This is a genomic window from Vibrio sp. 10N.261.55.A7 (assembly GCF_002877365.1).
In the GTDB taxonomy this organism is placed as follows: domain Bacteria; phylum Pseudomonadota; class Gammaproteobacteria; order Enterobacterales; family Vibrionaceae; genus Vibrio.
This window is the reverse complement of the sequence record NZ_MCWZ01000320.1, coordinates 1,862-27,547: the sequence shown is the minus strand read 5'-3', so window position 1 is coordinate 27,547 and position 25,686 is coordinate 1,862. Positions and strand designations below refer to the sequence as shown.

Below are 25,686 nucleotides of genomic sequence, written 5' to 3'. Positions count from 1 at the left end.
CTTACTTTATCTCTAATCGTATACCGCTTGTCCATGATCGTAGCGAATCGCGACCTGACACACCATTAACGCCGCCCTTTGGCCAACGACAACGTGCCTATTTGGAAACACAATCGCCTCATCTTCGTTTTTGGCCATCAATGGTTTTTCACCGTCATGCCCGAAGACTTCACCGTGTTTAAAGCTCGTAAAGTTCTCAACGTCATCACCAAAGAGGAAGTTGAACTCATTATGCAATCGCACTATCGTTCGACTCACGCGGTACTTGATCGCTTTTTTCGGTAGGTGTTCCGCTTCACTGGATGAAATTAAATCTCGCAGTGACAGATCGAACGCAATCAACTTTTCTAGATTATTCTCACCAATGCGCGCAACCTGACCCAGTTCTACGGTTAAAGCCTGAGCGCTAAAGTTTTCAGCCGTAAACCAGCTAAAAGTACTCGATGGAGAGTTAGAGAAAATAACCGCTTCTATGTGCGACTGCTCAACAAAATCAAATAGCGCTTTGCTACGAACCGGATGACGGGTCTTCGGAGACACAGCAAACGAATAGTGTTTAGAGCGACGAATAGCACAATGCAGATCAAGGTGCCAGCGAGTTTCTACTGCCGTGTTACGGTAGAAGTCAGCCACTATCACTCTTAGGTTATCTGCAATGGAAACCTCTAGGCTAGGCACGTGCTCTTTTTCATCAAAAAGACGGTTAAGGTTCTCTTCTATAAATCGAGTGTGCTGATTGGTGGCTTGCGGATGGGCAATAATAAACAAACTGCGTTCTGTAACAGCCTGAAAACCAGTAAGGATATCGGAAACAATTTTGTCAACGATCTCCATTGGTGACGTTTCATCACCATGAATGCCACAAGACACGATAATATTTTTCGTATTCTCATCGTAATGAGCCGGCGTAACTTCTAAAACGCCTCGTTGGTGTAGCTTAAACGTCACTCCTTCTGGCGTGACAAACTCCGCAGCGTCTACGTCGTGTTTAAGATCCAAACTGTCTAAAAGAAATGATTGGCGAAAGATGCTTTTCGTCATGTGTTACTCCTTTATTACACAGCGGTATGTTAATGAATTGGACAAGCAATTTATGTTGATACGATCCCACTTATTGATACGAAACTGATTATTAATCGCAAAATTCGCAAAGTATTGAACATTTCGCAATTAAGCCATTTCGTTCATGGTCAACAATTTGCCTATAATTAAAAATAACAAAGACTTAGTTTATGTCTAAGACAGCCAATTATGAGCAGAAGATAACCAAGAACGACCACCTATTTGTCGCTCAGCAACGTTTCAAATAGGTCAACTTTTGCACTCACGCGGTCAATACTTTGTTGCCAGAACTCTTCGCTGGATAAACTCATTCCCAGGTGTTTTTCCACCACTTCTTCTGCGTTCATGCTTCCCGTATCACGCAATAGCGACAGGTAATCGCGATAAAAGGCATCTCCTTTGTGTTCACGTTGTGCATAAACCCCAATACTAAACAGATAACCAAACAAATAGGGGTAGTTGTAAAAGCTCACCTCTGAAATACTAAAATGCAGTTTACTTGCCCAAAAGTAAGGGTCGCTTTGTGACATAGAATCGCCATACCAATCCTGCCAATGCTTACTCATTAACTCACTCAACTCATTAGCAGACAGTTCACCACTTTGACGTTTTTCATAAAACTCTTTTTCGAAAGCAAAGCGTACTGGAATATTGACCATTAACGCATAGCAAGAAGACAGTTCTTCCCAGAGCATTTCGAGCTTTTCAGTGCGACTCGACGCTTTACTCAGTAAATAGTCTCTAACGATATTCTCAGCAAAAATCGACGCTGTTTCAGCTAATGTCATTGGGTAGCGTGTTTTGCACAGCGGCATATCCTTCATCACCCAGTTGTGGAAAGCATGCCCTAGTTCGTGCGCTAGTGTAAGAAGATCAGAGCGGCTTCCGCCCCAAGTCATAAATACCAGAGGTGAACGTGTGGCAGCCAATTTCGTGCAGTAAGCCCCTAGCCTACGTCGGTTGCTTGGTGCGGCGTCAATCCAGCCATTTTCAACCATAATGTCTACAAACTCAGCCATTTCTTCATCTACTTCCGAAAATGCATCGCGAATGACAGTGATCGCTTCGTCAAACGAATACACCTTAGGCTCATTGCTTTGAGCGTCATCACTGTCATCTGCCCCCAGATTTAGACTCGGCATCGAAGCTAGGTGATTCCATGGTTTCATTTCATCGAGTTGATAAACCTTTGCCATCAATTTCCCCGCCTTTTGCCCAACACTGCGATTGGCTTTTGCAACCGACATCATAGTGTCTAATGTCTGTTCCGTAATCCTGCTGTCGTGCAAACTTGGTTCTAGAAAATGAATATTACGCTTTGTTGATCGCTTTTCGATTTCGGTTAAGCGCCAACCTGCCAAGGCATTAACGACCGAGGCAAAGCTCTCTTTGTGTGTATCCATAGCCTCTTGTATTGCTTGCCATGCAGCAGGCTGTTTCTCAAAGTCACTTCCATAGAGAAGGCTTGCAGCTTGCGAGAACCCCATTTGTTCTATGCTGCCATCGGGTTGCGTTACCTTGACCTCAAGTGTCCCAGTCAGGTTGTCATACATCCTTCCCCAAGCATCTTTACCATCCACTTCTAAAGCAGTGATCAATTGCTCTTCAGCGACTGACAGTTTTGAGTCGGCGAGTTTCCTTAAGCAACTAAATTGAAAATATTGACCAGAAACGTCAGCGCTTGAATGCGCCAACACATCTTCAATGAAGGCATCGTCACTGTGCGTCAATGTATCGGTATAAGGTGCAAAAGCTTGCGTCAATGACGAGTTTAGTTTCGCAATACGACCCATCAGCGACTTCGCAACTTCATTTGAAGAATCAACAGAGGCATGGCAGGTCGCAAAAGTGTTGATCGTCGCCATTAAAGTCCCAGCAGCCTCAGAAGTCTGCACGGCATTTTGCATAACTAGCACTTGCTCACGATTCGCAATATGTTGTTTGAGTACGTCAATGCACTGCTCAATAAGTGCTATGTCTTGTTCGATTTTCGAGTCGTCTAACCCGTGATAGGCAATCGTTAAATCCCAGCTTGGTGCAGTCATAAGTCGTCCTTTTTACATAGCGCTCAAACTTAATTCTTCAATCATTCGGATAGTTAAGCGCTGTTCTAAATTTAGTGAGGTAACCGAAAAGAGCATTTGCTCAACAGAGAGGTTTTCCGATCATTTGTACGTGTGGATTATTCTTGTATTCTTCATGAATTTTTATGTGCGTTAGAGATTGGTTTCCAATATTTAACGCGGAATACCAAGTCGAATTGGTATAGTCGGTCTTTAAAATATACGCGAGAATGAGCCTTATCGTTCCACCATGGCAGACGATCAACGTATCTTTATTAAGATTGGCGACCATGTTTTCCCAAGCGTCTGTCACGCGCTGATAACAGTCGTGCAAACTCTCTGCATTTGGCAGTGGTTTGTTTGCAGGATCTTTCCAAAACGAGTCGAGATTCGGCCAGTACGGTCTTAACGCATCAAAGCTTTGGCCATCGTAATCACCAAAGTCCATCTCAACAAAGCCGCTATTAACACTGTATCCTACGCTGGGGTTATTCATGACGAGTTTATCCGCAAGATCCTTACAACGACGAAGTGGTGATGTAATTACCTGTGAGTAGCCCAGAGATTCTTTGCTTAATGCCTTGGCGATTTGTTGTTGAGTCTCATCGCTAACAATGACATCAGTAATGCCATTAAGAGAAGGTTCTCCAACTGTTTTACCATGTCGAAGCAAGTACACGTTGTAAGTTTTGAACCTTGTAGCGTCTTCCATAAAATGTTCTTCTACATCGATGAAATTAAAGGCTGAGGTTTGAGGGTAAGAGGTAAGCCCGCGGCAATTAGCTCAACGTTAGAAGCAATCGCAGCGATTCTTTGATTCATCCATCCCGCATGATCCACGAACAATCGTGAGACTTCGCCTAACGGTATAACACCCAGCCCGACTTCGTTCGACACTAGGATTATCGTTGCAGGACTCCCTTCAAGTACTTCAATCAACTTGTTTATGTGCGCTTTAATCGCCTCATCTGTGACATTGTCACCTAGTTGAAAGATAATATTGTTTAGCCACACGGTCAAACAATCAACCAAGACAACATCTTCTTCGGTGAAGCGGCTTAGCGCGTGCGGTAACTCCACTGGGATTTCATGCTCATGCCAACTAGAATCTCGCTGTTGCTGATGGTGCTGAATTCTAGAGCGCATTTCGTCATCAAATGCGATTGCCGTTGCCACATAATTTAGGCGCATACTTCTGCTTTCGTTGTGGCTTTTCTCCACACTCGCTTTTGCAATGCGTTCAGCATGCGATGACTTGCCTGAGCGAGCACCACCCAATATTAAACGGACACTCATAACCAACCTCCAATCAATGAGACGTCGTTGTGCACAAAGCCGACGAGTATTAAGTAAATCACTAATTCCGAAATCTGTTGGGCGGCACCCAGACAATCTCCAGTAAAGCCACCTACTCTTTTCATTAGCCATCTCTTAAACATAGAACGCCCCAGTAACAGAACACCTGCTATGGACAGAAACACAATCGGTGATAACAAGATTGAGAAAACTACTGCACACAACACGAGAAAGAACAACTCAGAGCGTGTTTGTCGGTGAGCAAGAGGTTTACTTTTGCTGGTCTTTTCTTCGCTGACATAAGGCATGTCAAAAATGAGTGATGCAGCGAAAGTTCGACTGACGGTGTACGCCATGACGAAAACAAAAAGGATAACAGGAAAAGCACTGGTGTTCGTTGTCGCAACTGGATTGAGTGCAGGTTTTTGTGCGTTACCTAGGTAGCTCAGCATCGAGAATTTTCCAATCAAAGCCATGGCTAAAGTAACGGCGCCATACGTTCCTATTCTGCTGTCCTTCATGATCGCTAGCCTGCGTTCAATCGACATTCCTCCACCAATGCCATCAGCCATGTCGGTTAAGCCATCTTCATGGAAAGATCCGGTCAGCAATAAGCTCACAACCATAGTAACAAATACGGCGATCTCTACGGGAAACCAACTTGCCACGATCCAATACACACCTCCACAGATAGCGCCTAATAGCGCACCGACCAAAGCGAAATATCGACCAGAGCGATTCATTCTCTCATCGCTGTACGGTGTATTTTTAGGAATCGGAATCCTAGAGAAGAAACTTAAGGCGAGCCAGAAAAGCTCAATCTGGAGCTTAAACCAAGACGACATTAAACCGTGACTCCAGCATCTTCAAAGCTCGCCATGTTATTGTAAAATTCAGCCGCCGCCCTGACGAGTGGCACAGCCAATACAGCACCAGTGCCTTCTCCTAAACGCAAAGACAGATCAAGTAACGGCTGTGCATCGAGCTCTTTCAATAAAAACTGGTGAGCATGTTCTTGCGATTTATGTGCAAATATCATGTATTCACGACAGTTTGGCTCAAGCAAAATAGCGACGTAAGCGGCGACGGTGACGATGAAACCATCAACAATAACCGGCGTTTTCGCCTCATAAGCGCCTAAAAATGCTCCCACCATTTGAACAATTTCAAACCCACCAACTTGAGAAAGGACTGATAAAGGATCTTTGGAGTCACACCGCGCTACGCCTTGAGCAACCAAAGAAACTTTTTTCGCCAGTTGTTCTGGAGTGATTCCTGTCCCCAATCCAACACATGAATCAACATCAAGCTCTGAAAGGGCTGCGAGTATTGCTGACGCACTGCTTGTATTTCCGATGCCCATCTCACCAAACATGACCGTGTTGCATCCTTGGGCGGCAATGTTAGCCACAACACTTTTTCCAAGCTCAATGCCTTCTCGTACGGTTTCTATCGGCATCGCCGGTTTCTGAGAGAAGTTTTCTGTACGTGTTCCCAGACGCTGAACAATAAGGTTATCGTTCTCTTGTTCGACGGGTAAAAGAATACCGGTATCAACAATTTTTAAATCGACATCATTCACGCGACAAAAACAATTAATGGCTGCGCCACCCGCTAAAAAATTGAGAACCATCTGCTGTGTCACTGCACTAGGAGCAATACTGACCCCTTCATCTGCGATGCCATGATCGCCGGCAAATATGATCACCGTTGGCTTATTAACATGAATTTCATTAACGGCGTGATCCGCCTTTTGACTTTCTATTAATGCCAATTGATGCGCTAAGCTTTCTAATTGGCCCAAAGCACCCAATGGTTTGGTCTTATTATCAATTCGTTGCTGTATTTGTTGTGAAAATCTGCGATTTAACATGTCAGGAAATGGTCTCTTCTGCTTTGCGGTAACAATCGGATAGCAATCCAAACCCTATCCTTACCACACGTCCTTGTTGGGGTATGCATCAGTTTAACCTGAAATCAGAGACTTAACTAATACTCTCTTGACTCTATTAGTTTGGTGAACTTTCGATACATCCAATAATTTTCTCCACTACCCCATTCAATTTAGAATTGCGAAGATGACCTCTTGCTCTCGTCCCGCAACCACATTTCATACCATAGTAATTATCAGATAAATGGAAATAGGCATTCCACTTTCAGGTTACTAATTTTTGTCAGCTTTAACGTATCAGCGAACACCATGTATTAATGAACAATACGATTGCTTTGGTTAAATGTGGGGGTTTGGCTTAAATGGCTCAGCCCCTTTTCTAACAGAGCTAACAGAACTCGCATCTAACGCAGTCATTATCGTTCGTACAAACGTTACCGCATGGGAAGAGCCAGAGTTTGTTGTAGCCGAAAAGGCTAATCATTGAAACCAACTGATCATGGGTCGGTTATGGACCGAGCTGTTTATCATTTGTCCATAATCGCGTTTTGCAAAGCAAACCGAAATTGATATTGATAAATTCATCATCTAACCTTGATCATACCACCTCATAATAGGTGCTTTCTTCAGAAATCACGGCATAAAGGATGCATGGTAGTTAACGTAAAGCTCAACTCTACAAGTATTATTACTAAGGAGTAAAAATGTTTGCTAACCAACAATCTCGCAAAAGAACACAAAAACAACAGACAACACATTCTCGCAAACAAACGAAAGGACAAACAAAAGTACCACTTTCACTTACCTAAGTTTGATCAGCCTCATAGATAGAGGCTGATTTTCTATGTAGGTTTCAAAGTCTGATAATCGCTCTGTGGTCTGCGTCGATTCAAGACTTTGAATATCTTGTCACAGAACATCGCTTTAGGTTTGGATATATTGCCAGTGACTCGAATCGCGTATTTGGCGTCTTTTCGACACAAAGTTTACACAGGTTGGGAAAGAAACAATGAGTATATTGGGTGATAACACTGTCGTAATGCTTGCGGGCGCATCTGGCTTAGTGGGTACGGAAGTGCTGAAATTGGTGCTAGAAGAGGAACCAATCACTCATGTATACGCCCTAACTCGTCACGAACTCCCTTTCTTTCACTCCAAGCTAGAGCAAATTAAAGACACCGAACTTAGAGTTCTAGAATGGGACGACACAAAACCTGTGCCAGACGTCGGTTTGATCTGTCTAGGAACCACACTTAAACAAGCGGGTTCGAAAGATAAACTTGAACAAGTCGATTATCAACTCGTCTGCGATGTTGCACAGTCTATGAAAGTTCTAGGCGTTAAAAAACTCGCGGTTGTTTCCAGCATTGGCGCTTCCCCCTACTCGCTTTCGCACTACCTGAAATGCAAAGGAAAAATGGAAGAAACCATTCGCAAGATGGGTTTCCAGAAGCTTGTTTTCGCAAGACCAGGCCCTCTTTCCGGGCTTCGAGACGAGCCGAGAAAAAATGAAATGGTTGTTGAATATCTTTTGAAGCTTTTCACTCCATTTATGGTAGGCCCGCTCGCCAAATACATCCCGATCAAAGCGACCAACGTGGCAAAAGCCATGCTGTTCGAGTTGTTTGACCAAAGTACTAACGTACACAAAACACTGAACAGCGCCGAAATGAAGAGTTTGGTCAGTCGATATCAGTAGCTTTCTTAACTAAGCGTTTACACTCAACACAATCATTCAATCTGAATTCCGAGGAGCAATGTACCCTGCTTGGACACTGCCCCTCATAGCGCCTACTTCTGCTCTGACATTTTACTCAGTGGTTTATGTATGATCGACGCGACAACGGCGACGAGCATTGTCGTTAACAACACAAGTAAAGACAACACGGTTGGGATTTCCCATTGTGTCCCCACCAGCATCATCTTGATACCAATAAACACCATAATGAACGACAAAGCTGGCTTCAAATAGACAAACTTCTCCATCATACCTTGCAGTACAAAATACAATGATCGAAGCCCCAACAGAGCAAATACATTTGCAGCGAGTACTAAAAATGGCTCTCTAGTCACGGCAAATATCGCGGGGATCGAGTCAAGTGCGAACATTATGTCCATGAATGCGATGACACCAATCACGATCATCATTGGCGTGACATACCGACGGCCATTTTCGGTCACCGTTAATGCATTCCCTCTAAAACCATCCGTCACCTGCGCAAACCGACGAATTATTTTCTCTGGCAATGGATTAAGGTGCTCGTCCCCACTGTCTCTAGCTAACTGCACGCCCGTCCAGATCAGGAATACTGCAAAGACATAGAGTAGCCAGTGGTAAGCTTCTAATAGCTGAGCCCCAACGACAATCATCACGCCTCTCAGTACCAGTGCGCCTATCACTCCCCACAATAGTGCCCGTGGTCGTAAATGCTCAGGTACTTTGTATTGGTGGAAAATAATCGCGAACACGAATAGGTTATCTATACTCAGTGATTTCTCGAGCAAATACCCGGTGAGAAATGCGACCGCTGCTTTCTTTGAGTTGTACTCGCTGTACGGTGCATAATCGTTCCAATACATATAGATAAGAACAGCAAATGCCAACGCGAGCAGAAACCAAAAAACGCTCCAAACTGCCGCTTTTTTGATCGTAATTTCCCCACCACGAGTTTGCCAGATATCGAGCACAACCAGTGAAATGGTCATTAATCCAAAGATAAAGTAAGTGAAAGGGGCCATTGTTCCTCCAAAAGCGCGAGGACCGAAGGGGATTAACTCAGAAACGAGAGAAGTCCGTAAACGATACCTGCGCAAACAAACAGACGAATAACCTACAGGGGTTGCCCCACAAGAAATTCAAAGGTGATTGCGTTGGTCTCGTCGAAGTTTGGTTCTGATTAACAGAACAAAACTTATACTTACCGGATAAGCGAACGCTTAACGAGATGACGATAAGTAAACGAAGGCGACTACTCCCCAAACGAGTGGATTCTATTCCTCATTTCTGTGTACGTCTATTTATTCGTTAAAGTATTTTTATCGCATGTTAATCGTGCTTCTGCTCATTGGTTTTACCTATGGCATCAATTGGTATAAACACGATCGTATCTATTTCCTAACCGCTCGCAATTTCGTATTGTGGGTGCCTTGGAAGAATTGCAGCGAAACCTAAAGCTTAAACTAGGCACATCTGCTGCGACCGCTTACACATAATTACAAAGACGAGAGATTGCTATGTCGACATTCACTACTCGCTGCCCTTCTTGTGAGGGACTCAATAAGATTCCTACTGACCGCGTTTCAGAAAGCCCAAACTGTGGAAAGTGCCAAACTTCATTGTTGGATGGTTCCCCTATTGAAGGGACCCAATCAAACATTCAAGCACTACTGAACAGTGAACAACCTGTTGTCATTGATTTTTGGGCACCTTGGTGTAACCCATGTGTCGGTTTCGCCCCTGTATTTTCTCAAGTCGCCGAAGAGAAGAAAGGAAGCGTCAGATTCATCAAAATCAACACTGAAAATGAACAAGAGCTTGCTGCCCAATATCGTATCCGTAGCATTCCGACAGTGATGGTATTCAAGGGGGGTAAAAGTGTGGACATGATCAATGGTGCGTTACCAAAAGGCCAATTTGAACAATGGCTTACTCAAGCAATAAACAAGTAGCGTCGAGTTAAAACCTAAAGACTCCAAGCCGACCTTATCGATAAATATAATTTGTCGATAAGGTCAAAATTATTCGTTTTATCTTTTCTATAATCAAGCTCATATTCCACTCCGAAAGTCGTTTAATCCCACTAACTTCGGAGGCATCTACATTGGAAAAAACACTTGATTTAATGCCAAAATCCCGCATCTCTGTGCCGGTTATTGCGCTTACATTCTACGCTGTAGCGTCGGGGTATTTGATGAGCTTAATCCCTCTCATGCTTCCACATTACGGGCTAGAAAGTAATCTCGCGAGCTGGCTAGCAAGTGTTTTTTACGCTGGTCTTCTTGTAGGTGCGCTCACTGTTGAACCATTAGTGTCAAAACTTGGTCATCGTGGTGCGTTTGTATTCTGTCTTGCTGTGCTCATAGCCACCATTTTGGTTCTGCCCGTTTTTTCCAACGCAACGACTTGGCTAACCGCACGGTTTATTGCAGGTATGTCGGTCGCCGGTATTTTTGTCATCGTGGAGTCTTGGTTATTACACGGAGAAGAATCAAACCGAGCTAAGCGCCTTGGTTTGTATATGGGTGCACTCTATGGCGGTTCCGCATTTGGGCAACTTGGCATAGGCTATATCGGCATTACTGGTGGTGTACCATTTATCACGATTTTCACATTGTTGAGTTTTGCTATCTTAGTTCTGCTGTTTGTCGAATCAACACCGCCTCAAGTAGAAGAAAGCGACACACTGTCACTTAAACAGATATCGAAGTTAAACCACGCTGCGATCATAGGCTGTATTGTCTCGGGTTTAACATTGGGTGCAATCTACGGGCTAATGCCTTTAGAGCTAAAAAGCCGTGGTATCAGCAACAATGAGATAGGCTCTTTAATGGCGCTGATTATCCTTGGTGGCATGGTTGTTCAACCGACTGTACCTTGGTTGTCAAAGTACTTGGGCAGAACCTTGCTCATGGCAATGTTTTGCTTACTAGGCTCTGGTGCTATTGCAATGAGTGTGGTGAATCCAGATCTCAATGTATTTGCGGTAAGTTTGTTCTTATTAGGTATGGCGAGCTTCGCATTGTATCCCATCGCGATCAATCTAGGCTGCGATGGAATGGACACAAACTATCTTGTTTCAATCACACAAGTGATGCTATTTAGCTACAGTATAGGTTCGGTCTTAGGGCCCGTCCTTGCGGATTGGTATGGCGCCGCTCAACAGGGTTTGTTGGGATACCTGTTTGTCTCAATGCTCGCGACCTGCATTTATATGCTGCTAGCGAGCGTCAAAGGCAAGCGGCAAATTATGGCGGGTGAATAACCACCAAATTTTGATGTGACTCAAATGGTTTTAGTGTTGTCCGCTTAAACACTCAGACACTAAAACCATTGACGATCAAAAATTCACCATTTGCTACAGAGCTCATAAATAAAGAATGTGTGAATAGCAGTACTTATTGATATTGAGCCGCTGTGATGAATTCTTGAAAAGTCTCACACCATATCAACACGGTATTGTACTGAGCAGGATCTATATCGGGTGACACATCGACAATAAAGTTCTCGAAGGTTTTCACGTCCCCAACTCGTACCATCTTTTCTTTCAGTTCCAGCACTTCCGCTTCTGTTTCAACAAACTCGGGTGAAAGGTACAATTTATAGTCTGGGCCTGGTGCTAATGTTCCAGAAAGAGTAATCACCTCATCACTTATTGACACAACACCCTGCCCCCAATGCAAAGAGTCACTGCCTGCTAAATCCTTTTTAAAGTGAGCGGTAAACTTTGCTGTTAAAGACATAGATTCAACCTGTGATTCAGTTGGTGAGTCAGGTGCAATGAGTATAGGAAGCACATAGATACCAAGGGCAAAACCAAGCGCACCCACTGACAAATGACTGACAACCAAAAAGAATGCTGTACGTAATTTCATTGCTCCTCCTGAGCGACGTATAACAGTTATTTCTTTAAATTTTGACACATCAAACTAATTTAACAACCTAATATATAAGACGAATTAATAAAACCCTCACCGCCCATACACCCGATGATGCAATTAAACCAACAAGGATCACGAAAACCAATAAAACGGACATTCGCGTTTTACACAATAGAACAACGCCCCTATTATCAACGGCCATAGAATATTTTCGTATTACCTGAGCAAATAAATGTCATTTACGTTTCCAGTCTTATTGACAGTACTCTGCTTATTAAGCCTCTATACCTGTACTAGAATCCTCAAAAAATCCAAGACAAAACAACAAACTGAAAAGAGCTTTCAACGGCTACAGAATTCATTGAAATACTATGAAGATCTGCTGTATCGCTCTGTACCGATCCCTCTCAGCAAGACGATGACGACCAGTCTAGCCAAACGCATTCACAGCATCTTAGAAGGAATGGCCGAATTAAAACCGAGCGATGTTTCTATCAAGGAAAGGCTCAATATTAGTCGGACTGAACTGAGTCAGATGTCAACGTTTTACCGAAGTAAAGAACTCAAGTTTTCTGTTCCTAATGATTCCAAGCAATGTCTTTCTATTCTTAAAAGAATTAAAGCACTAAAAACAGCGGTAAACCGAGAACGAAAACTAGGCACGCTTCCTATCACAGAAAGCAGTGTTGAATTAGCCCGGCTAGAAGAACTTCGGCTTAAAGTAAGAATTGAAAACTTGAAATACCGAGTCTCAATTGAAAAGCGTAAAGGCCATCTAAACAGCGCTTACGATCTTGCAAAAGTGGGCCTGACTGCGCTCTCCGATGTAACGGGTGAATACGCCGATGCCCAGAGAGAACATTTTCTTTCTATTTTAGAGAACGGAAGTCTCAGTAGAACACAAATAGAATCAAACGTAGACCCTAAACATGTGATTGAAAAAGAAGTGGCTTAAGGCTTCATGGTCATGATTAAAGCGAGTCTTACGCGTGGCGTCGACTTCTAAATAATTAGTGAAACGATAACCAAGATCGACCTTTCCCCTTCGAACTACTCGAAGGGGCTGATGCGTCATCAATGAAACTTCCTCTGTTATTTATTCAACCAGGCAATTATCGCTCGATTGGTCTCTTTTGGGTTTTCTTGTTGAATCCAGTGACCACAATCTAAGCTAACAACGTCCACGTTTGGTACAAATTTGCTTAAATTTTCAGATTTAGGGATAGAATCTCGCTCACCATAAATCATGAGTGTAGGCTGTTGAATGATTGGATCAACATCAGCCAGCAATCTCCAGTTCCTGTCTAGATTTCGATACCAGTTTATGCTGCTCGTAAATCCATTAGATTCAAAAGCGGTGACAAAGACGGCTAATTCACGATCAGACATAACAGGCTCGCCCAATGGCTTTTCATCTTGTGCGAGGTTGATCATCGCCATTCCTTGCTCAAATTCTTTTGGCGGTTCATTTTTCCGATACAAATTGCGCAAGAACTGGAACGTATTATTGTTCAATACGGCATCGGCAACCCCAGGCTGTCGATTGAAATGCACAAAGTAATAATCGCCGCCCAGTATCTGTTCCATCAATTCGATCCATGGTATCTGTCCACGTTCTTGATAAGGTAGGCTCAGATTAATCACCTTTTTAACACGCTCAGGGTGCAGCAGTGTCAGTCCCCAAACGACCATTGCCCCCCAATCATGACCAACAAAAATTGCGTCTTCGTATCCGAAATGCTCAAGAAGAGCGACTAGATCATCCGACAAATGTTTAATGTCGTAGTCAGTCACTTCTTTTGGGCAAGAAGAGTTCCCATAACCTCTCTGGTTGGGAACAATGACATGGTAACCAGCCTCCACAAGCTCGGGTATTTGATAGCGCCACGAAAAAGCGTGTTCCGGCCAGCCGTGACAAAGCACGATTGGGTTTCCAGCGTTTTGCTGTCCAGCTTCGAAGACTTCAAGTTCAATACCATTAACAGATATCGGCGTTGGCTTGGGAAAATCATTTGGATTGTACATTTCTTTCTCTTTATTAAGTTAGAGGTCAACAGCGTCTTGTTTACAAAGTGCACCACTTCCATGTGTTAGTCGCTCCGGTTTTCGTTCTAACCGAAAAGCAGACGTTACATGGACAGACAATTTATAAAACGATATGGTGACAAATACTGTCACCAAAAAGACTTAACTTCCAAATGAACTCTAAACTTCGACAAAACGCGATTGTGCGTACGCTTCGACGTAATGGCACTTCTACGGTTGCCAACCTTGCCAATGAGGTAGGTGCTTCTAGGCGAACCATTTTACGTGATATTAGTGCGCTTAGAGATGAAGGCTTTGTCATTCATTCAGAGCCGGGGCGTGGAGGCGGGTTACAACTCGACCCTCATTCGATTCAAGCGACAGTGAGACTCTCTGTTGCTGAGATCTTTGCACTTCTCATCAGTGTGGAATCAATGAGAGCGATTGGTGGTCTGCCTTTTTCTGGGCTAGCAGAGGTTGGATTGGCTAAAATTGAGCAGGTTCTTTCACCAGAGCAAATAGTCGATTTGCGCCGTTTTCTCGATTGCTTGTTCGTAGGAAAACTGGCGCCACAAGTGAACACAACCGACATCGGGATCATGGATCCATCACTACTGTCTGCCTTTGAAGCCGCGTTTCTACAAAAGCGCCTTCTGCGCTTTCAATACTGCGATGCAAAAGGAGCACTGACGAGTCGCTGCGTCGAACCTCAAGCCATGCTAATTTTGCCTCCGCTTTGGTATTTAGTCGCCTGGGACAAAAAACGTCAAGATATTCGGCATTTTCGTATGGACCGAATAAGTGAACCAGAATGTCTCGAAGGGACGACGTTTCTGAGGCGGCACGTTCCCTTTGAAGATCACGTCTCTCCTCTTCGCAATTTCGTTCGTTAATGCCCTGTAACGATAACTCAGCTTTTACGTCTGGATATTTACTCAACGTCTGGATATTCAATCAACGTATGACATTAACAACGTTATAATAAAACCAAGAATACATAGACAGTAGAAATTTTAACAATCTGACTCATCTACGATTTCTATAAACTACAGGCTCCACTTTATACATATCTAAAACTTGCGCCTCTATTACAGGCAAGCCCCAGAAGCCGATTGCTATACCTTGCATGCAATGGTCTAATATACCTAAGCTAATGACCTATCTGGTAAATCAACCATGCAACAAGAGCACCAACCTACCTTCTTCTTTTTCGATTACGCAATCATCAATCTAATACGTTGATTTGGTTATATAAATAAAATCAAACTAACAGCCTTGGACGCAATTTAGACACGTACTTTTCGCATTATCTCATCAGTTCAACCTACCGAATAACTTGCTAGATTAATAATTTGAAACTACACTGTATAAAAAAACAGTAGTTACGTACGAGCAAAGCTACTGTTAAGTGTATGCAACAAGACTCTTTATAGTTAAAATTCTGATTTACAACGTCAAAATAAGAAATACAACTATGAATTTTTATGCTCTAAGGGTTTCACTCGTTGCTGGAGACCCTCAACTGTTTATTGATGAAAATATGTCTAAGGATATCTTTTCATTTGAAGATGCTCTTCTACATTCAGTTGAGAACCCACCGCAAAATGAACATGGTGAGACAATTTTCTCTATAATGATACAAGTGCAGGGCCGAGAAGAAGGTGTAATGGCTGGTATAGTTTCCAGGGCTAAAGCATTACATGGGCACGACAAAGAATTTAATGAATATAGTGTTGATGATTTTCCTCCTATGGTTTGGTTTTGGGATAGGCAACAGCAAGTAATATTAGTAGAGAAAAAAACTAGCGTCTTTTCAACACCCACAGCTGCTTGTAAAGCATTTAAAAAACTAGCTAATAATATGGAATTAGCAGAGATTGGGCTCCGAGCCGAAATTGAACCAGTACTTAATGAAAGTGACCATAGTTTTTGGGAAGAGTATGACAGATTCGAGCTGGTTGAGTCAGTTTCATTTGAATTGACGCCACCTAATTTATTCGGTGAAACTGAAAAAGAAATGAAAAAAGCGCTTAAAGATACAGCGGCAAATACAAATGCTAATAAGGTTACAACAACTTTTGAGAACAAAGACAAACAGTTAAACCTTAAAAGTGAAGGCTGGCTCAATAATATGGTTAATTGGTGCAGAAAAGGTGGTGGGCATTGGTTAATGAAAGGCCGTTTAATGGGTCACAAAAAGCAGTTAACTAGCGTGAAAAGTGAAAAGACAGCCAAAATAGTTGTTATGGAAGGAAAAGGCGTTACTGAAGTGACACTCTCTGGTTATGGACCTAGTGATGTAAAAGAAATTCTTGATCTATATAGACCAAAATTCCAATTTGAAGATGCAATTGAAGATCAAACTAATGATTAAAACTATATTTATACTAGCCGTAATATTTGGAGTCTGTTTGGGGTTCTCAACTGATAACAAAGATGCGTACACACTTATAGAATCTGCTACTCCAGGTATCCTTGGTGCGATTTTAGGTGGGATTACAGCTGGTATATCTATAATCTTCAGTGTCCTTCTCACTACTACTTCATCACCTAACTCTAAGGTCAATCTAAGTGCATTCACTGGTTTTCTTGCAAGCCTGAAGAAGGACATACTTCTTCTTCTTATGTGTTTAGTCTCATCATTATTGCTTCCATACCTAAGGGTAACCGGTATTCCGTTACTCAATTATCCTATTCATGAACTTCTTCCAACTAGGGATACATTCTACACAGCGGTTGAATTAACAATTATTATGTTATCTGTTGCACTAATTATTGAAGTGTTTAATGTGATCTTTACGCTTTTTTCTCATTTTTCAACTTTACTCAACCAAGACGACTCAGAGAATCTATCCTAATAGAACCAACCCAAGCTCATACTGCGTTCTTATTTCTTTTAATCAAATAGATGCACCGTTATTAGTCACCCAAATAAGACATACAATTGCTACATATTGGAGAGTTCCCAACTTTCTTTGGCTTCGCTCTTACACTGCACTTGGGGCACAAAACAGTATCACCAAACGACTTCTTTGATTCAGGTGTTGCATGGGAAAATGTAGACTGTTCTCTACGATTGGCATATGAGTTTTTTCCTCTGCTAGAAGATGATCTTGATGACGTTGACGGTATGCGAAAAGGGTCAAACGCCGGTGACGTTCGTCTATTTTCTTGGGCAAGTTCTACTATTTTTGCGATTCTAGCCGCCTCAGCTTTTCGCTCGTCTTCCTCTTTTTTCTTGAGCCGCTCTCTTTCCGCTTCCATTTCTATTTGTTCTTGCTCAATCCGAGCTAGCTCTACTTTAATTGTTTGGTGTACTTGCTCGTCTATCTCAGTTGTATCTACGGCGTATACCTTTTTACTCTCAATATCAAAAGTGAGCTCAGAAAACTCAACTAAACACGAGTTCCACTCATACCCAACATCTAGGTCATCTTGCATGTATGGCACTTGATAGTGGCAAGTTAGATATAGTTGGTCTTCTTTTTCAGATTTTTGTTTAGCTTCATCATCAAGAACAAATATATTGGCTTTGTTTGCATAACCTATGTCTAGCGTAGTGAACTGTTTAGGGTCAAATGACAAGAATACCCAAACGATGTAGGTATCGTTATCTCGATAAAAGTTTTCTCGTTGAATGATCACATCTAAAAAAGTCGTGTTTACTTGAAGCTCAAACACAACATCTTTTCTGCCCTCTTTAAACACTGAACTAATATCAGGACGTCGCCACTTTTTAGCCACACCAACATTGTTCTTCTCGCGAAATGTAGGCTCGATTCTAACTTCATCATCAAATAGCCTGTCAGCAATCAAATAGTCAGCTAATAGCTGTTTATTTTCCTTATGAGCCCGACCTTCCTTTTGGCCATTAAATAGCATGGCTCGTATTTCTTCCTGAGTGAAAATCGATGTTGTTTTTATTGGGCAGTCTTCAGAATTCTTCGGGTGGGCAAAAAACGTTGTTCGTTGAGATGTGGCTCTTAATACGACGGGTTGGAAACAGACGTTGCACAAAGCGACGGGAGTCGTTTTTCTATTCTCCTCAAGCTCTCGACGAAATTCGAAGTACTCCTTGTCACTACAAGTATCCAAAAACTCGTTTGCATCAAGTACTTTGTCTTTATCTGGAATAAACACAGAAGTCATATTTCGAACTGACACATCAATACCCTATCAATTTCATATTCTAACTTTAAATGTTATACACCGTTACGCATAACGTTTAAATGACATAGCATAATTTTTAGACGCTACGCTCACTTGATGGTGGTGACTATAGGGGTCGAAAAATTTTTATTTCACGAGGGTGAGCCGCGTAGGTGCCGCTTAAGAGCTAAGAAGAACCTATTTATTGCAATACACCTTACTATTGCTATTATCAATTATTCCAACACAATGCATTTACCGAATGAATCCACAACGCATTAAGGAATACTTTACATGGAAAGAAAACTAGGGCTCGTCGTTTTAATCCCCTTTTGTATTGCCACCATAGGGTGTCAAGCGACTTCAGGTGGCTATGAAGGCACGTATACACCAGAAGTTTGGAGCAAAGCAAAAGAAGGTGACCTACCAAATCTATCTAGTGAAGAATTTAACGAGCAAAGGGACACTTTTGTTGGCCTTTTATCTCAATTTAAGCAAAATGGGTTAGCCTTATTTGATACATCCTCTTTTACAAAATGCTCCCTTACTGCTGAACAAGCCAATAACATTACTTCTTTCAATCAATCTGACAATAGTGACTTTGTCACATCAAATATAGTTATAAGCTCCGACACAAAAACGTGTCTAAGTCTTCAGAACGATCTACGCTCTAATGTTAGCTTCCATTTTACTGCTGTTACTGCTTTTCATGATGGGTCAATGACAACTCATCAAGAAGGTTATTCAACTATCTCTGATGATACAAAAAAGCACTTTATAGTTCTAAATTCAAAAGTAGCAGACCCGACAATCGCCGGTACGAATATCAAATCTTTAACCTATCATAAAAGCGATAGTGAAGTTATTTTCACTCAGTTTGACGACTCCCCAGTTTTCAATACCATAGAGTCATATACAACTCCATCAAATGAAAGGGTTTCTGGGTCTTATGAGGGAAAATTACTAGATAATATAAGTATCGCTATCAAACCTAATGATCAGTTCACTCACTACGTATATTCAGAAAGCTTTGGGCCATATCCTATGACTCTCTGCATGAAAGACCGAGCTTCTGTTGATTTATCTCACTGCCTGGAAGCAAAATTTAGTAACGAGGCAACTAAGATTGTTGAGATGCTAAAAAACAAACCTACTAGCGTAAAAATTTCTGACGCCGTCTTCATTAGATCTACAAAAACACAACAATCAAATTCTAGTAACGAAAGTTCATCAAACTTTTGGGCTGTAGCTTTAGGTGCTGCAGCTGTTGCTTATGGTGTTGATCAAGGTTTGACAGCTGATAGTGCAGGCTCATTGGGTTCTGGTGTCTATGATTTAATCGCTGAAGGAGACGCTACTCAACTTAATAATGCGACGAAGTCATTAAAAGTGCAAAGCTACCAATCTTCAAACGTCACTGCTGACATGGAAATGAAAAATTTAAGTTCGGATAAAAAACTGACTACACCTTCACTTTCTCAGACCAGTTCTATTGCTGCTTCTCAATCAAAAGATTATGCCAACGAGACTTATATTGCAAAATACAAAACAATAATTAGAGAGTTCGATAAAGCAAACATAGATAGTTCTATGTATAAGCTCCTTTTAGAGGACGAACTTAAAAAGCCAAAATCGCCAAACCCATCTGCGGTTAATATAAAATCTAACCTCATTAATTCACTAAATTATTGTCAAAAAAGCTTAGAAGATGACCCTCAGTTAATAAGTCAATGTCACAATACAAACATGCTCTATTTTCAATACCTCGAATCAATTGGTACTGAAAAAGAGTCTGTCGCATGGGGGAATCACCAAAAAGCTTATAACGTGACTGTAAAGTTCTACGAAGCGACTAGGTAACTAAACTCAATACCTCCGCTATCTTGTCCAATGCTACTTCTCGTTAAGTAGCATTTTTCATATAAGCGCTTTAGTAACGTACTAGCCCAACTCTCCGACAAACCCAACCGCTCAGCAATTTGTGATGCTGTCACCTCCTCTCCTTCCGATATTGACTCCAAAACTCTCAGTTGTGTTTTACTCAATTTAACTCTGGCCACCTGATGAGGAACAATTCGAGCTGCGGTTATAAGAGACTCATTTATCGGCTCGCTTTGGCATAAAAACGCCATCTCATTATACTCCTCTCTAATATTCATTGAGATCATGCTTTAGGATCTGATTTGAAAGATCTTTTTGATGGAAAACAGAAGTGATGGCGGCAGGCGCTCGGCAGGTGTGCCAGCAGTTTTTTAGCCAATTATGGTAGGAAATCAGCGCTTCTTTCTTCTGAAGTTCCACTGTTGAATGGATATACACGACATCGAGTTTATCTTTAGCGTGATTAAGAAGAGACTCCGAAACCAAGTAATCAACTCCCAAGTCTGCCCATACAGTCCGAGCCAATTTACGAAGATCATGCGCCGCCCACTTCCCTTTGCTTACTTCACGAACTAACTCACTCGCCCTGGTATTGTGAATCGGTCCCTTATCTCGTTTGGTCAGAGGAAATACATTGTTTCCCTTGTAATGATGCCTCAACAACCACTGCTTGTATGATTGCAGATACTCAACCATCTGATCGGTTAGAGGATAAACCACTTCCTTTTTAGACTTCGTATTTCGCTCGGGAATACGCCATTGTTTAGCTTCAAAGCTAATATGGCACCACTTCGCTAACCTGGTCTCCCCAACACGAGTGCCGTGATAAAGCATAATCATACAAAGTGCATGAGATATTGGATTCGAGTTGCCTATCTGCTCAAGTGTAGAAAGGATATTAAGTGGTAATAATTTCGGTGGCTTTGGTCTAATTGGCTGGTCAATAAAGTCTGTCCACTTCATATCACTCATAGGGTTCACGTCCAACTTGTCCATTTTTTTCGCCGTTGAGAACGCCACCTTTATTAGCTGAAACATGCCACGAACATAACTCAACGAATATTGCTGGCTAAGTAACGCAACAATCAAACAATCATCAACGATGGAATGAGTAAGCGCTTCAAGGGAGATCCCATCAAAACAAGAATACAGATGTGCGTTAAACATACTTCTCATCCCAACCAATCGGCTAGATTCAACTTTTCTCAATCGTTCTTGCCTAGTGATATGCCAATCCAACACATCATTAACTGACTCAAAGAACTGATGCTCGACCAATGCCGTTCCCTGTTCTTTATGAAATTGGACCAAGTTCACCGCACTCACCGCCTTTGTCTTCGGAAAGTTCGCGAACACCTGGCTTGTCTGCTTCCCATTACGGTAAGTAAACAGTTTCCAACTTCCCTTTGAACGATCCTTTTTATACACGTAATACAAAGAAAGCCGTTCATCCTTCAACTGCCTTACTCCTGGAGCTTTTGCATATTGACGAATCTTCGCATCTGAAATCTTACACTTCACTGTTTGTGTTACTAACGCATTAGAATTTAAACGAATACCCATCTACGCCCCCGTTGAAGTTGCTTGAATCATCATTGTTTTCACCTGACGACCACGGCCAGTGAAGTTCACTGAATCTATCGAACACGTCCCACGAAACGCAGAAGGAAATGAATCATCTAAAACCACTAACCCCTCCGCAAAAGTTAACGGATTGGGGCTAGCATTGATGGTCACTTTTCTTCCTTCCCTCTGAATACGTCTTAACTCAGTAGAGCAAGCTTGCTGCGCTTCACTTAGGCTATTGCAGTCCTTTCCAATCGATTTAAATGGAGATGAACCCACCACTACCTCTTTTCTTGTTCCTGAATCAGTCGACAAATGAAACGCCTTCACGCCGTTGAAGTCATCTCGACCATCTAAATCAACGTCCACATTTAAAAATTCAGCTGACTTAAGCTCACTACTATCAGGGCATGACAACGTAATCGTCTCAACACGCTTACCACTCGCGGCGATCACTTCACCCTTTGGCGCAATCACATAAACGCCATCCACAATTTTGGCTACAGCGTCATATTGCTTTGCTAATCGGAAAATAAAGGCTGAGGTGCTTTCATCAGTGCGGTCAACATTCTCGATTTCAATTTTTTGTAATCGAGGATGGACAAAAATTGAAAAACCATGAGGAGTAACACAATCGGCAACCACTTTAGCTATCGTGACATTGTTCCAACTGGCTGATTTTCTAGATCGATACTCAGTAGAATCAGTAATAGAGAATGGCGCTACACTTAACACAAGTCTTAGCACTCTAGGGTTCAAACTCACAGAACGTTTGGATATGATGAATTCATCACGAAACACATTCCCCACATACACCTTATACTTTTCACCTTTAGGCGGAATGCCATCAATATCCTCAGAGAATATAGAGAGTGTCAGGCTATCCCCCTCCAAAGCATTACCATCGGTCAATTGCCAACTCTTTAATAACCCCATCATCAGTTCAGCGTTTTTTCCTACAATATTTAGCATTAGTTCCAACTCCGCGTAGCACTTAACAAGCGCTGGTTAGTTTTAATATCTGGAATAATCACCGAGCAATCCTCAGAAAACACCTCTCCACGTACATGCGGGTTTAATCTATAAAACTCTATTTCAATCAGATCACCATCTTGCTTCGTATGAAGGAACAACAGATCAGCAATGAGATAACCGGCTTTCGCTTGAACTCGCATTATCGAAACTCCATCAATTGCAAAGACACTTCCGTAACCATTGCTCGACCATCATGGATAAATTCTGATTTACCCTCTTTGATCTGCTTGATCGTCCATTTGCCTAAGTTAAACCCTTGGCCATCACTCACCTGTTGAGGCTCAGAAATCAGCTCTCTTAACGCATTAACCTTTTGTGCGGCGCCATAACGGGTCCACTTTGCAGTCAGATCTAATGACTCAAGTGGTAACCCCGTAAACTCAGATTTATTGCTGTCCATCAACGAAACTTCTGAATAGGCGCCGCTGGTTGTACGATCCATTTTACTAATGGCAGTTTTGTCTCCTACCGAGAAAACAAACTCGCCAATGACTATCTGGTGCATAAAGACACTCCAAATGATTAACCACGGTCAATGGCTGAAACAGATAACGAATCATCAATAGAAAGCCCAGGCATTCCACCAAACTGACGTTCCAATACGCTTTCAACTTCCATGCGAGCAAGTTGAACCAATCGTTGTTCATCCATACCAGGTACCGCATAAATGGGAGTCGATATTTGAATGGGAGGGAGAGAACGAGCCAACGACTCTTTGTTTTCTTTTTCCTCTATTTTGGTTTTAACCTCGCTTGAGGCCATGAGTTTATCCGGAGGGTTAGACAACTTGTCACCAAACCAACTACCTAGTAACTCACCACCAATATCACCCAGTAATGAACCTGCTAAACCACCAACAACCGTTCCAATGCCAGGCATAATCATTGTGCCAACTGCTGCCCCTAAACTGGCCCCTCCTAATCCACCCAATAATCCGCCTCCTTCAGTAATGGCGCCCTTGGTATCACCATCAGCTAAAGCAGTAGCGACATTAGCCGTAGATATCGCCATGGAAAGAGGACGAATAAGCTTATTCAGCCCAGATTTACCTAACCCTTCAGCTACATCACCACCGACATCAAGCGCATCTTGAGCCATAGCCATCGCGGGAGACATCGCAAGTGCACCCCCACCTAAAGCAAGTGGAATTGCACCACGTCTTCCACTAAATGAAGAAGACGCAAAGTTAAACGCTCGAGCAAGAGGATTACGAGACCGAACACGACTTGAGCGAGAAGACCGAGCTGAACGCCCACGGCTAGATCGACCTCGACCAGGGCGACCACCAGATCCAGACTCCATCAAAGTTCGGTTTAATCGTCCAAACTGTTTAGTCGCAAATTGAGCAGCTCTCCCACTTTCACTCGTTTCACGGTTTAACCCTTTGCGGAATAAACGGCTTTTATCAAGCGTATTACCAAATATAAGTGAGGCGGCTTTGCCTGCTAGCATCATCCCTTTGAGTGCAATGAAACCCGCAATACCAATGCCAAGTGCAGCTGTTACTCCTTGATTGGCAACCGCGAAATCAGTTAACAGCGTGACACCATCACCCAATGGTTCTAAAACCCAATTTAGAGCGGGTAACAATGCTGTACCAATAACAACACTCAGGCGGTTCAACTTATTTAAAAAACGATCAATGCCATTCTCCGAAGTAGAAATTCGAGAATTGAACTCATCTTGTAATGACTTGGTATGCACCGATTGCTCTTCGTTAGCCAACTTAAGCGTCTTTCGGTATAAGTCCGTATTCTCAGCAAGTGAAGCAACAGCACCCTTGGCTTCCTCACCAAAGATTTGAGATAACAATGCCCCCTGCTCTTCAATCGGAGCCTGCTTTATTGCCTCTAATAGATCCAGTAACGTTCCTGAAGCATCGGACTGCATCGACGCAGCTAAATCAACTGAATCAAACCCAATCGAGTTTAATGCCGATTTTTGAGCAGACGTTGCAGCTTGTCCCATCGTTAAACGGCTAGAGATATTTTTTAGCGCCGTGGCAGAACGTTCTTCACCCATACCCGTAGAAAGTAAGGCTGCAGACAGTGCCGCTGAATCATTGATAGAAAATCCCGCCATCTTTGCAGTCGCACCTTGGCGAGACATAACACCTGAAACATCACGAGCTTTAGAATTTGAATTGGCTGAAAGGTAATTTGCTAAGCCAGCTAGACCCACTGCACCGTCATGATCTAGTCCAAGCGCAGATTTAAAAACTGACAGTGTTTCACCCGCTTGCCCCGCTTCCATATCAAAGGCAACACCCATTGCAGCAGAGTCCAAGACGAAAGCCTTAAGCTCATCCATATCTTTGATGCCACTTTGACCACCGGCAGCAAGCATGGCATTGATATCATTGGCACTGAGTCCACCGCCCTCTTTAGAAGCCGAGGTTTTCAACGACCAAGAACGCATATGTGCCGACTCTTCAGGCGACATATCCACGACCTTTTTCACATCAGCAAAAGAAGACTCATTTTTTACGGCGCTCCACACTGTTGCTGCTACTGGTGCCGCAGCTATAGCAAGAGAAGTCGCTTGGCTCCCTATTTCACTAAGCTTTGCACTCCGACCATCAATGCGAGACTGAATAGCCTGCATTTCTTTCATACGAGCTGTTTGCTTGGCAATGGCAGCTGTAGCTTTAACAGATCGTTTCTCTAATCGTTGTTGTTCATCACCAAGGCGACGAGTGTTGATACCAGATTCTTTAAGTGCAGAGCCAAGCCCTCGTAACTTATCCTTCTGTTTTGTCTGCTTATCAGTCAGTTCGCTAACGCGCCGAGTTGCCTTCTTGTAAGCAAGATTCAAATCAGACGTACGCACTTTGCTTTGATGCATTTCAAGATTTAACGACTCTAAACGGTTTTGAGCTTGATGAAGCTGCACCTTTATTTTTTCGGCGCCATCACCCGATGCTTTCTTAAGTTGAGCATTAAGGCCTTTTATTTTTGATTCCGTTTGGCTAAACGCAACCTTTAAGCCCGTTGCTTGAGCCTTGTTTTCTTCTAATTGCTTACCTAGCCCAGCGACATTTATCTCAGCTTGTTTTGATTGCTCTCTTAGCTTTGTCATCCGCTTAATAGCAGATTGATAACCCTCAACATTTTTCAATTG

General features: G+C 42.6%; 24 protein-coding genes. 8 read left to right on the top strand and 16 right to left on the bottom strand.

Going from position 1 to position 25,686, the window contains the following annotated elements; translation table 11 throughout:
- Positions 1-12 precede the first annotated feature (12 nt).
- The 6 genes from BCU12_RS20295 to cobT form a co-directional block, all read right to left on the bottom strand.
- Positions 13-1,041: a succinylglutamate desuccinylase gene (locus BCU12_RS20295; RefSeq protein ID WP_102406138.1), complete on the bottom strand. Its 1,029-nt coding sequence runs from the start codon at positions 1,039-1,041 to the stop codon at positions 13-15.
- Between the two features lie 239 nt (positions 1,042-1,280).
- Positions 1,281-3,107 carry a M3 family oligoendopeptidase gene (locus tag BCU12_RS20290; protein ID WP_102406136.1) on the bottom strand — a complete coding sequence of 609 codons (1,827 nt, stop codon included), beginning with the start codon at positions 3,105-3,107 and terminating at the stop codon, positions 1,281-1,283.
- A 100-nt stretch (positions 3,108-3,207) separates the two neighbouring features.
- The gene (locus BCU12_RS20285) at positions 3,208-3,837 is read right to left on the bottom strand and encodes a histidine phosphatase family protein (protein WP_102406134.1); all 630 of its coding nucleotides are present in this window, start codon (positions 3,835-3,837) and stop codon (positions 3,208-3,210) included.
- Positions 3,838-3,848: 11 nt separating this feature from the next.
- Complete coding sequence (gene cobU, locus BCU12_RS20280; protein ID WP_102406132.1) at positions 3,849-4,421, bottom strand: bifunctional adenosylcobinamide kinase/adenosylcobinamide-phosphate guanylyltransferase; 573 nt, start codon at positions 4,419-4,421, stop codon at positions 3,849-3,851.
- Positions 4,418-5,266, bottom strand: coding sequence for an adenosylcobinamide-GDP ribazoletransferase (locus tag BCU12_RS20275; RefSeq protein ID WP_102406130.1), 849 nt, complete (start codon positions 5,264-5,266; stop codon positions 4,418-4,420). Before BCU12_RS20275 ends, cobU begins: the two co-directional genes overlap by 4 nt.
- Complete coding sequence (gene cobT, locus BCU12_RS20270) at positions 5,266-6,294, bottom strand: nicotinate-nucleotide--dimethylbenzimidazole phosphoribosyltransferase (RefSeq protein WP_102406179.1); 1,029 nt, start codon at positions 6,292-6,294, stop codon at positions 5,266-5,268. The genes BCU12_RS20275 and cobT overlap by 1 nt, the downstream gene beginning before the upstream one ends.
- 1,027 nt (positions 6,295-7,321) lie before the next feature.
- Between cobT and BCU12_RS20265 the strand changes: the two genes are divergently transcribed.
- A complete protein-coding gene (locus BCU12_RS20265; RefSeq protein ID WP_102406128.1) occupies positions 7,322-8,011 on the top strand; it encodes an NAD(P)H-binding protein in 690 nt (229 codons plus the stop codon).
- A 92-nt stretch (positions 8,012-8,103) separates the two neighbouring features.
- Here BCU12_RS20265 and BCU12_RS20260 read toward each other — a convergent pair whose 3' ends face one another.
- On the bottom strand, positions 8,104-9,051 hold the full coding sequence (locus BCU12_RS20260) for a TerC/Alx family metal homeostasis membrane protein (RefSeq protein WP_102406121.1): 948 nt from the start codon (positions 9,049-9,051) through the stop codon (positions 8,104-8,106).
- A 495-nt stretch (positions 9,052-9,546) separates the two neighbouring features.
- Between BCU12_RS20260 and trxC the strand changes: the two genes are divergently transcribed.
- Together trxC and BCU12_RS20250 are read left to right on the top strand one after the other, a co-directional pair.
- Positions 9,547-9,981, top strand: a complete 435-nt coding sequence (gene trxC / locus BCU12_RS20255; RefSeq protein WP_102406119.1) for a thioredoxin TrxC — start codon at positions 9,547-9,549, stop codon at positions 9,979-9,981.
- Positions 9,982-10,154: 173 nt separating this feature from the next.
- Positions 10,155-11,294: an MFS transporter gene (locus tag BCU12_RS20250; protein ID WP_102406117.1), complete on the top strand. Its 1,140-nt coding sequence runs from the start codon at positions 10,155-10,157 to the stop codon at positions 11,292-11,294.
- 133 nt (positions 11,295-11,427) lie between these two features.
- On the opposite strand, the gene BCU12_RS20245 is transcribed toward BCU12_RS20250, so the two are convergent.
- Complete coding sequence (locus BCU12_RS20245; protein WP_102406116.1) at positions 11,428-11,904, bottom strand: DM13 domain-containing protein; 477 nt, start codon at positions 11,902-11,904, stop codon at positions 11,428-11,430.
- Between the two features lie 367 nt (positions 11,905-12,271).
- Here BCU12_RS20245 and BCU12_RS20240 point away from each other — a divergent pair, with 367 nt between their 5' ends.
- Complete coding sequence (locus BCU12_RS20240; RefSeq protein WP_102406114.1) at positions 12,272-12,865, top strand: hypothetical protein; 594 nt, start codon at positions 12,272-12,274, stop codon at positions 12,863-12,865.
- Between the two features lie 137 nt (positions 12,866-13,002).
- Here BCU12_RS20240 and BCU12_RS20235 read toward each other — a convergent pair whose 3' ends face one another.
- Positions 13,003-13,935 carry an alpha/beta hydrolase gene (locus BCU12_RS20235; protein ID WP_102406112.1) on the bottom strand — a complete coding sequence of 311 codons (933 nt, stop codon included), beginning with the start codon at positions 13,933-13,935 and terminating at the stop codon, positions 13,003-13,005.
- 173 nt (positions 13,936-14,108) lie between these two features.
- Here BCU12_RS20235 and BCU12_RS20230 point away from each other — a divergent pair, with 173 nt between their 5' ends.
- The 3 genes from BCU12_RS20230 to BCU12_RS20220 all read left to right on the top strand — a co-directional run bounded on the left by BCU12_RS20230 (position 14,109) and on the right by BCU12_RS20220 (position 16,793).
- Complete coding sequence (locus tag BCU12_RS20230) at positions 14,109-14,828, top strand: WYL domain-containing protein (protein WP_102406110.1); 720 nt, start codon at positions 14,109-14,111, stop codon at positions 14,826-14,828.
- Positions 14,829-15,409: 581 nt separating this feature from the next.
- Positions 15,410-16,309 (top strand): hypothetical protein, encoded by a 900-nt coding sequence (locus tag BCU12_RS20225; RefSeq protein ID WP_102406108.1) that lies wholly within the window; start codon positions 15,410-15,412, stop codon positions 16,307-16,309.
- Complete coding sequence (locus BCU12_RS20220; RefSeq protein ID WP_102406106.1) at positions 16,302-16,793, top strand: hypothetical protein; 492 nt, start codon at positions 16,302-16,304, stop codon at positions 16,791-16,793. Before BCU12_RS20225 ends, BCU12_RS20220 begins: the two co-directional genes overlap by 8 nt.
- Positions 16,794-16,854: 61 nt before the next feature.
- Here BCU12_RS20220 and BCU12_RS20215 read toward each other — a convergent pair whose 3' ends face one another.
- On the bottom strand, positions 16,855-18,099 hold the full coding sequence (locus BCU12_RS20215) for a DUF6035 family protein (protein WP_102406104.1): 1,245 nt from the start codon (positions 18,097-18,099) through the stop codon (positions 16,855-16,857).
- Positions 18,100-18,378: 279 nt separating this feature from the next.
- Here BCU12_RS20215 and BCU12_RS20210 point away from each other — a divergent pair, with 279 nt between their 5' ends.
- Positions 18,379-19,944, top strand: a complete 1,566-nt coding sequence (locus BCU12_RS20210) for a hypothetical protein (protein ID WP_102406102.1) — start codon at positions 18,379-18,381, stop codon at positions 19,942-19,944.
- Here the strand turns inward: BCU12_RS20210 and BCU12_RS20205 are convergent.
- The 6 genes from BCU12_RS20205 to BCU12_RS20180 form a co-directional block, all read right to left on the bottom strand.
- A complete protein-coding gene (locus BCU12_RS20205; RefSeq protein ID WP_102406177.1) occupies positions 19,926-20,216 on the bottom strand; it encodes a helix-turn-helix domain-containing protein in 291 nt (96 codons plus the stop codon). The genes BCU12_RS20210 and BCU12_RS20205 overlap by 19 nt on opposite strands.
- A 16-nt stretch (positions 20,217-20,232) precedes the next feature.
- Entirely contained in the window at positions 20,233-21,528 is a 1,296-nt protein-coding gene (locus tag BCU12_RS20200) for a site-specific integrase (protein WP_102406100.1), read from the bottom strand.
- The gene (locus BCU12_RS20195) at positions 21,529-22,503 is read right to left on the bottom strand and encodes a hypothetical protein (protein ID WP_102406098.1); all 975 of its coding nucleotides are present in this window, start codon (positions 22,501-22,503) and stop codon (positions 21,529-21,531) included.
- Positions 22,503-22,706 (bottom strand): hypothetical protein, encoded by a 204-nt coding sequence (locus BCU12_RS20190; RefSeq protein ID WP_102406096.1) that lies wholly within the window; start codon positions 22,704-22,706, stop codon positions 22,503-22,505. Before BCU12_RS20190 ends, BCU12_RS20195 begins: the two co-directional genes overlap by 1 nt.
- Complete coding sequence (locus tag BCU12_RS20185; protein ID WP_102406094.1) at positions 22,706-23,071, bottom strand: phage tail protein; 366 nt, start codon at positions 23,069-23,071, stop codon at positions 22,706-22,708. The genes BCU12_RS20190 and BCU12_RS20185 overlap by 1 nt, the downstream gene beginning before the upstream one ends.
- 17 nt (positions 23,072-23,088) lie before the next feature.
- A partial coding sequence (locus tag BCU12_RS20180; RefSeq protein WP_102406092.1) for a phage tail tape measure protein occupies positions 23,089-25,686 on the bottom strand: 2,598 nt, incomplete at its 5' end.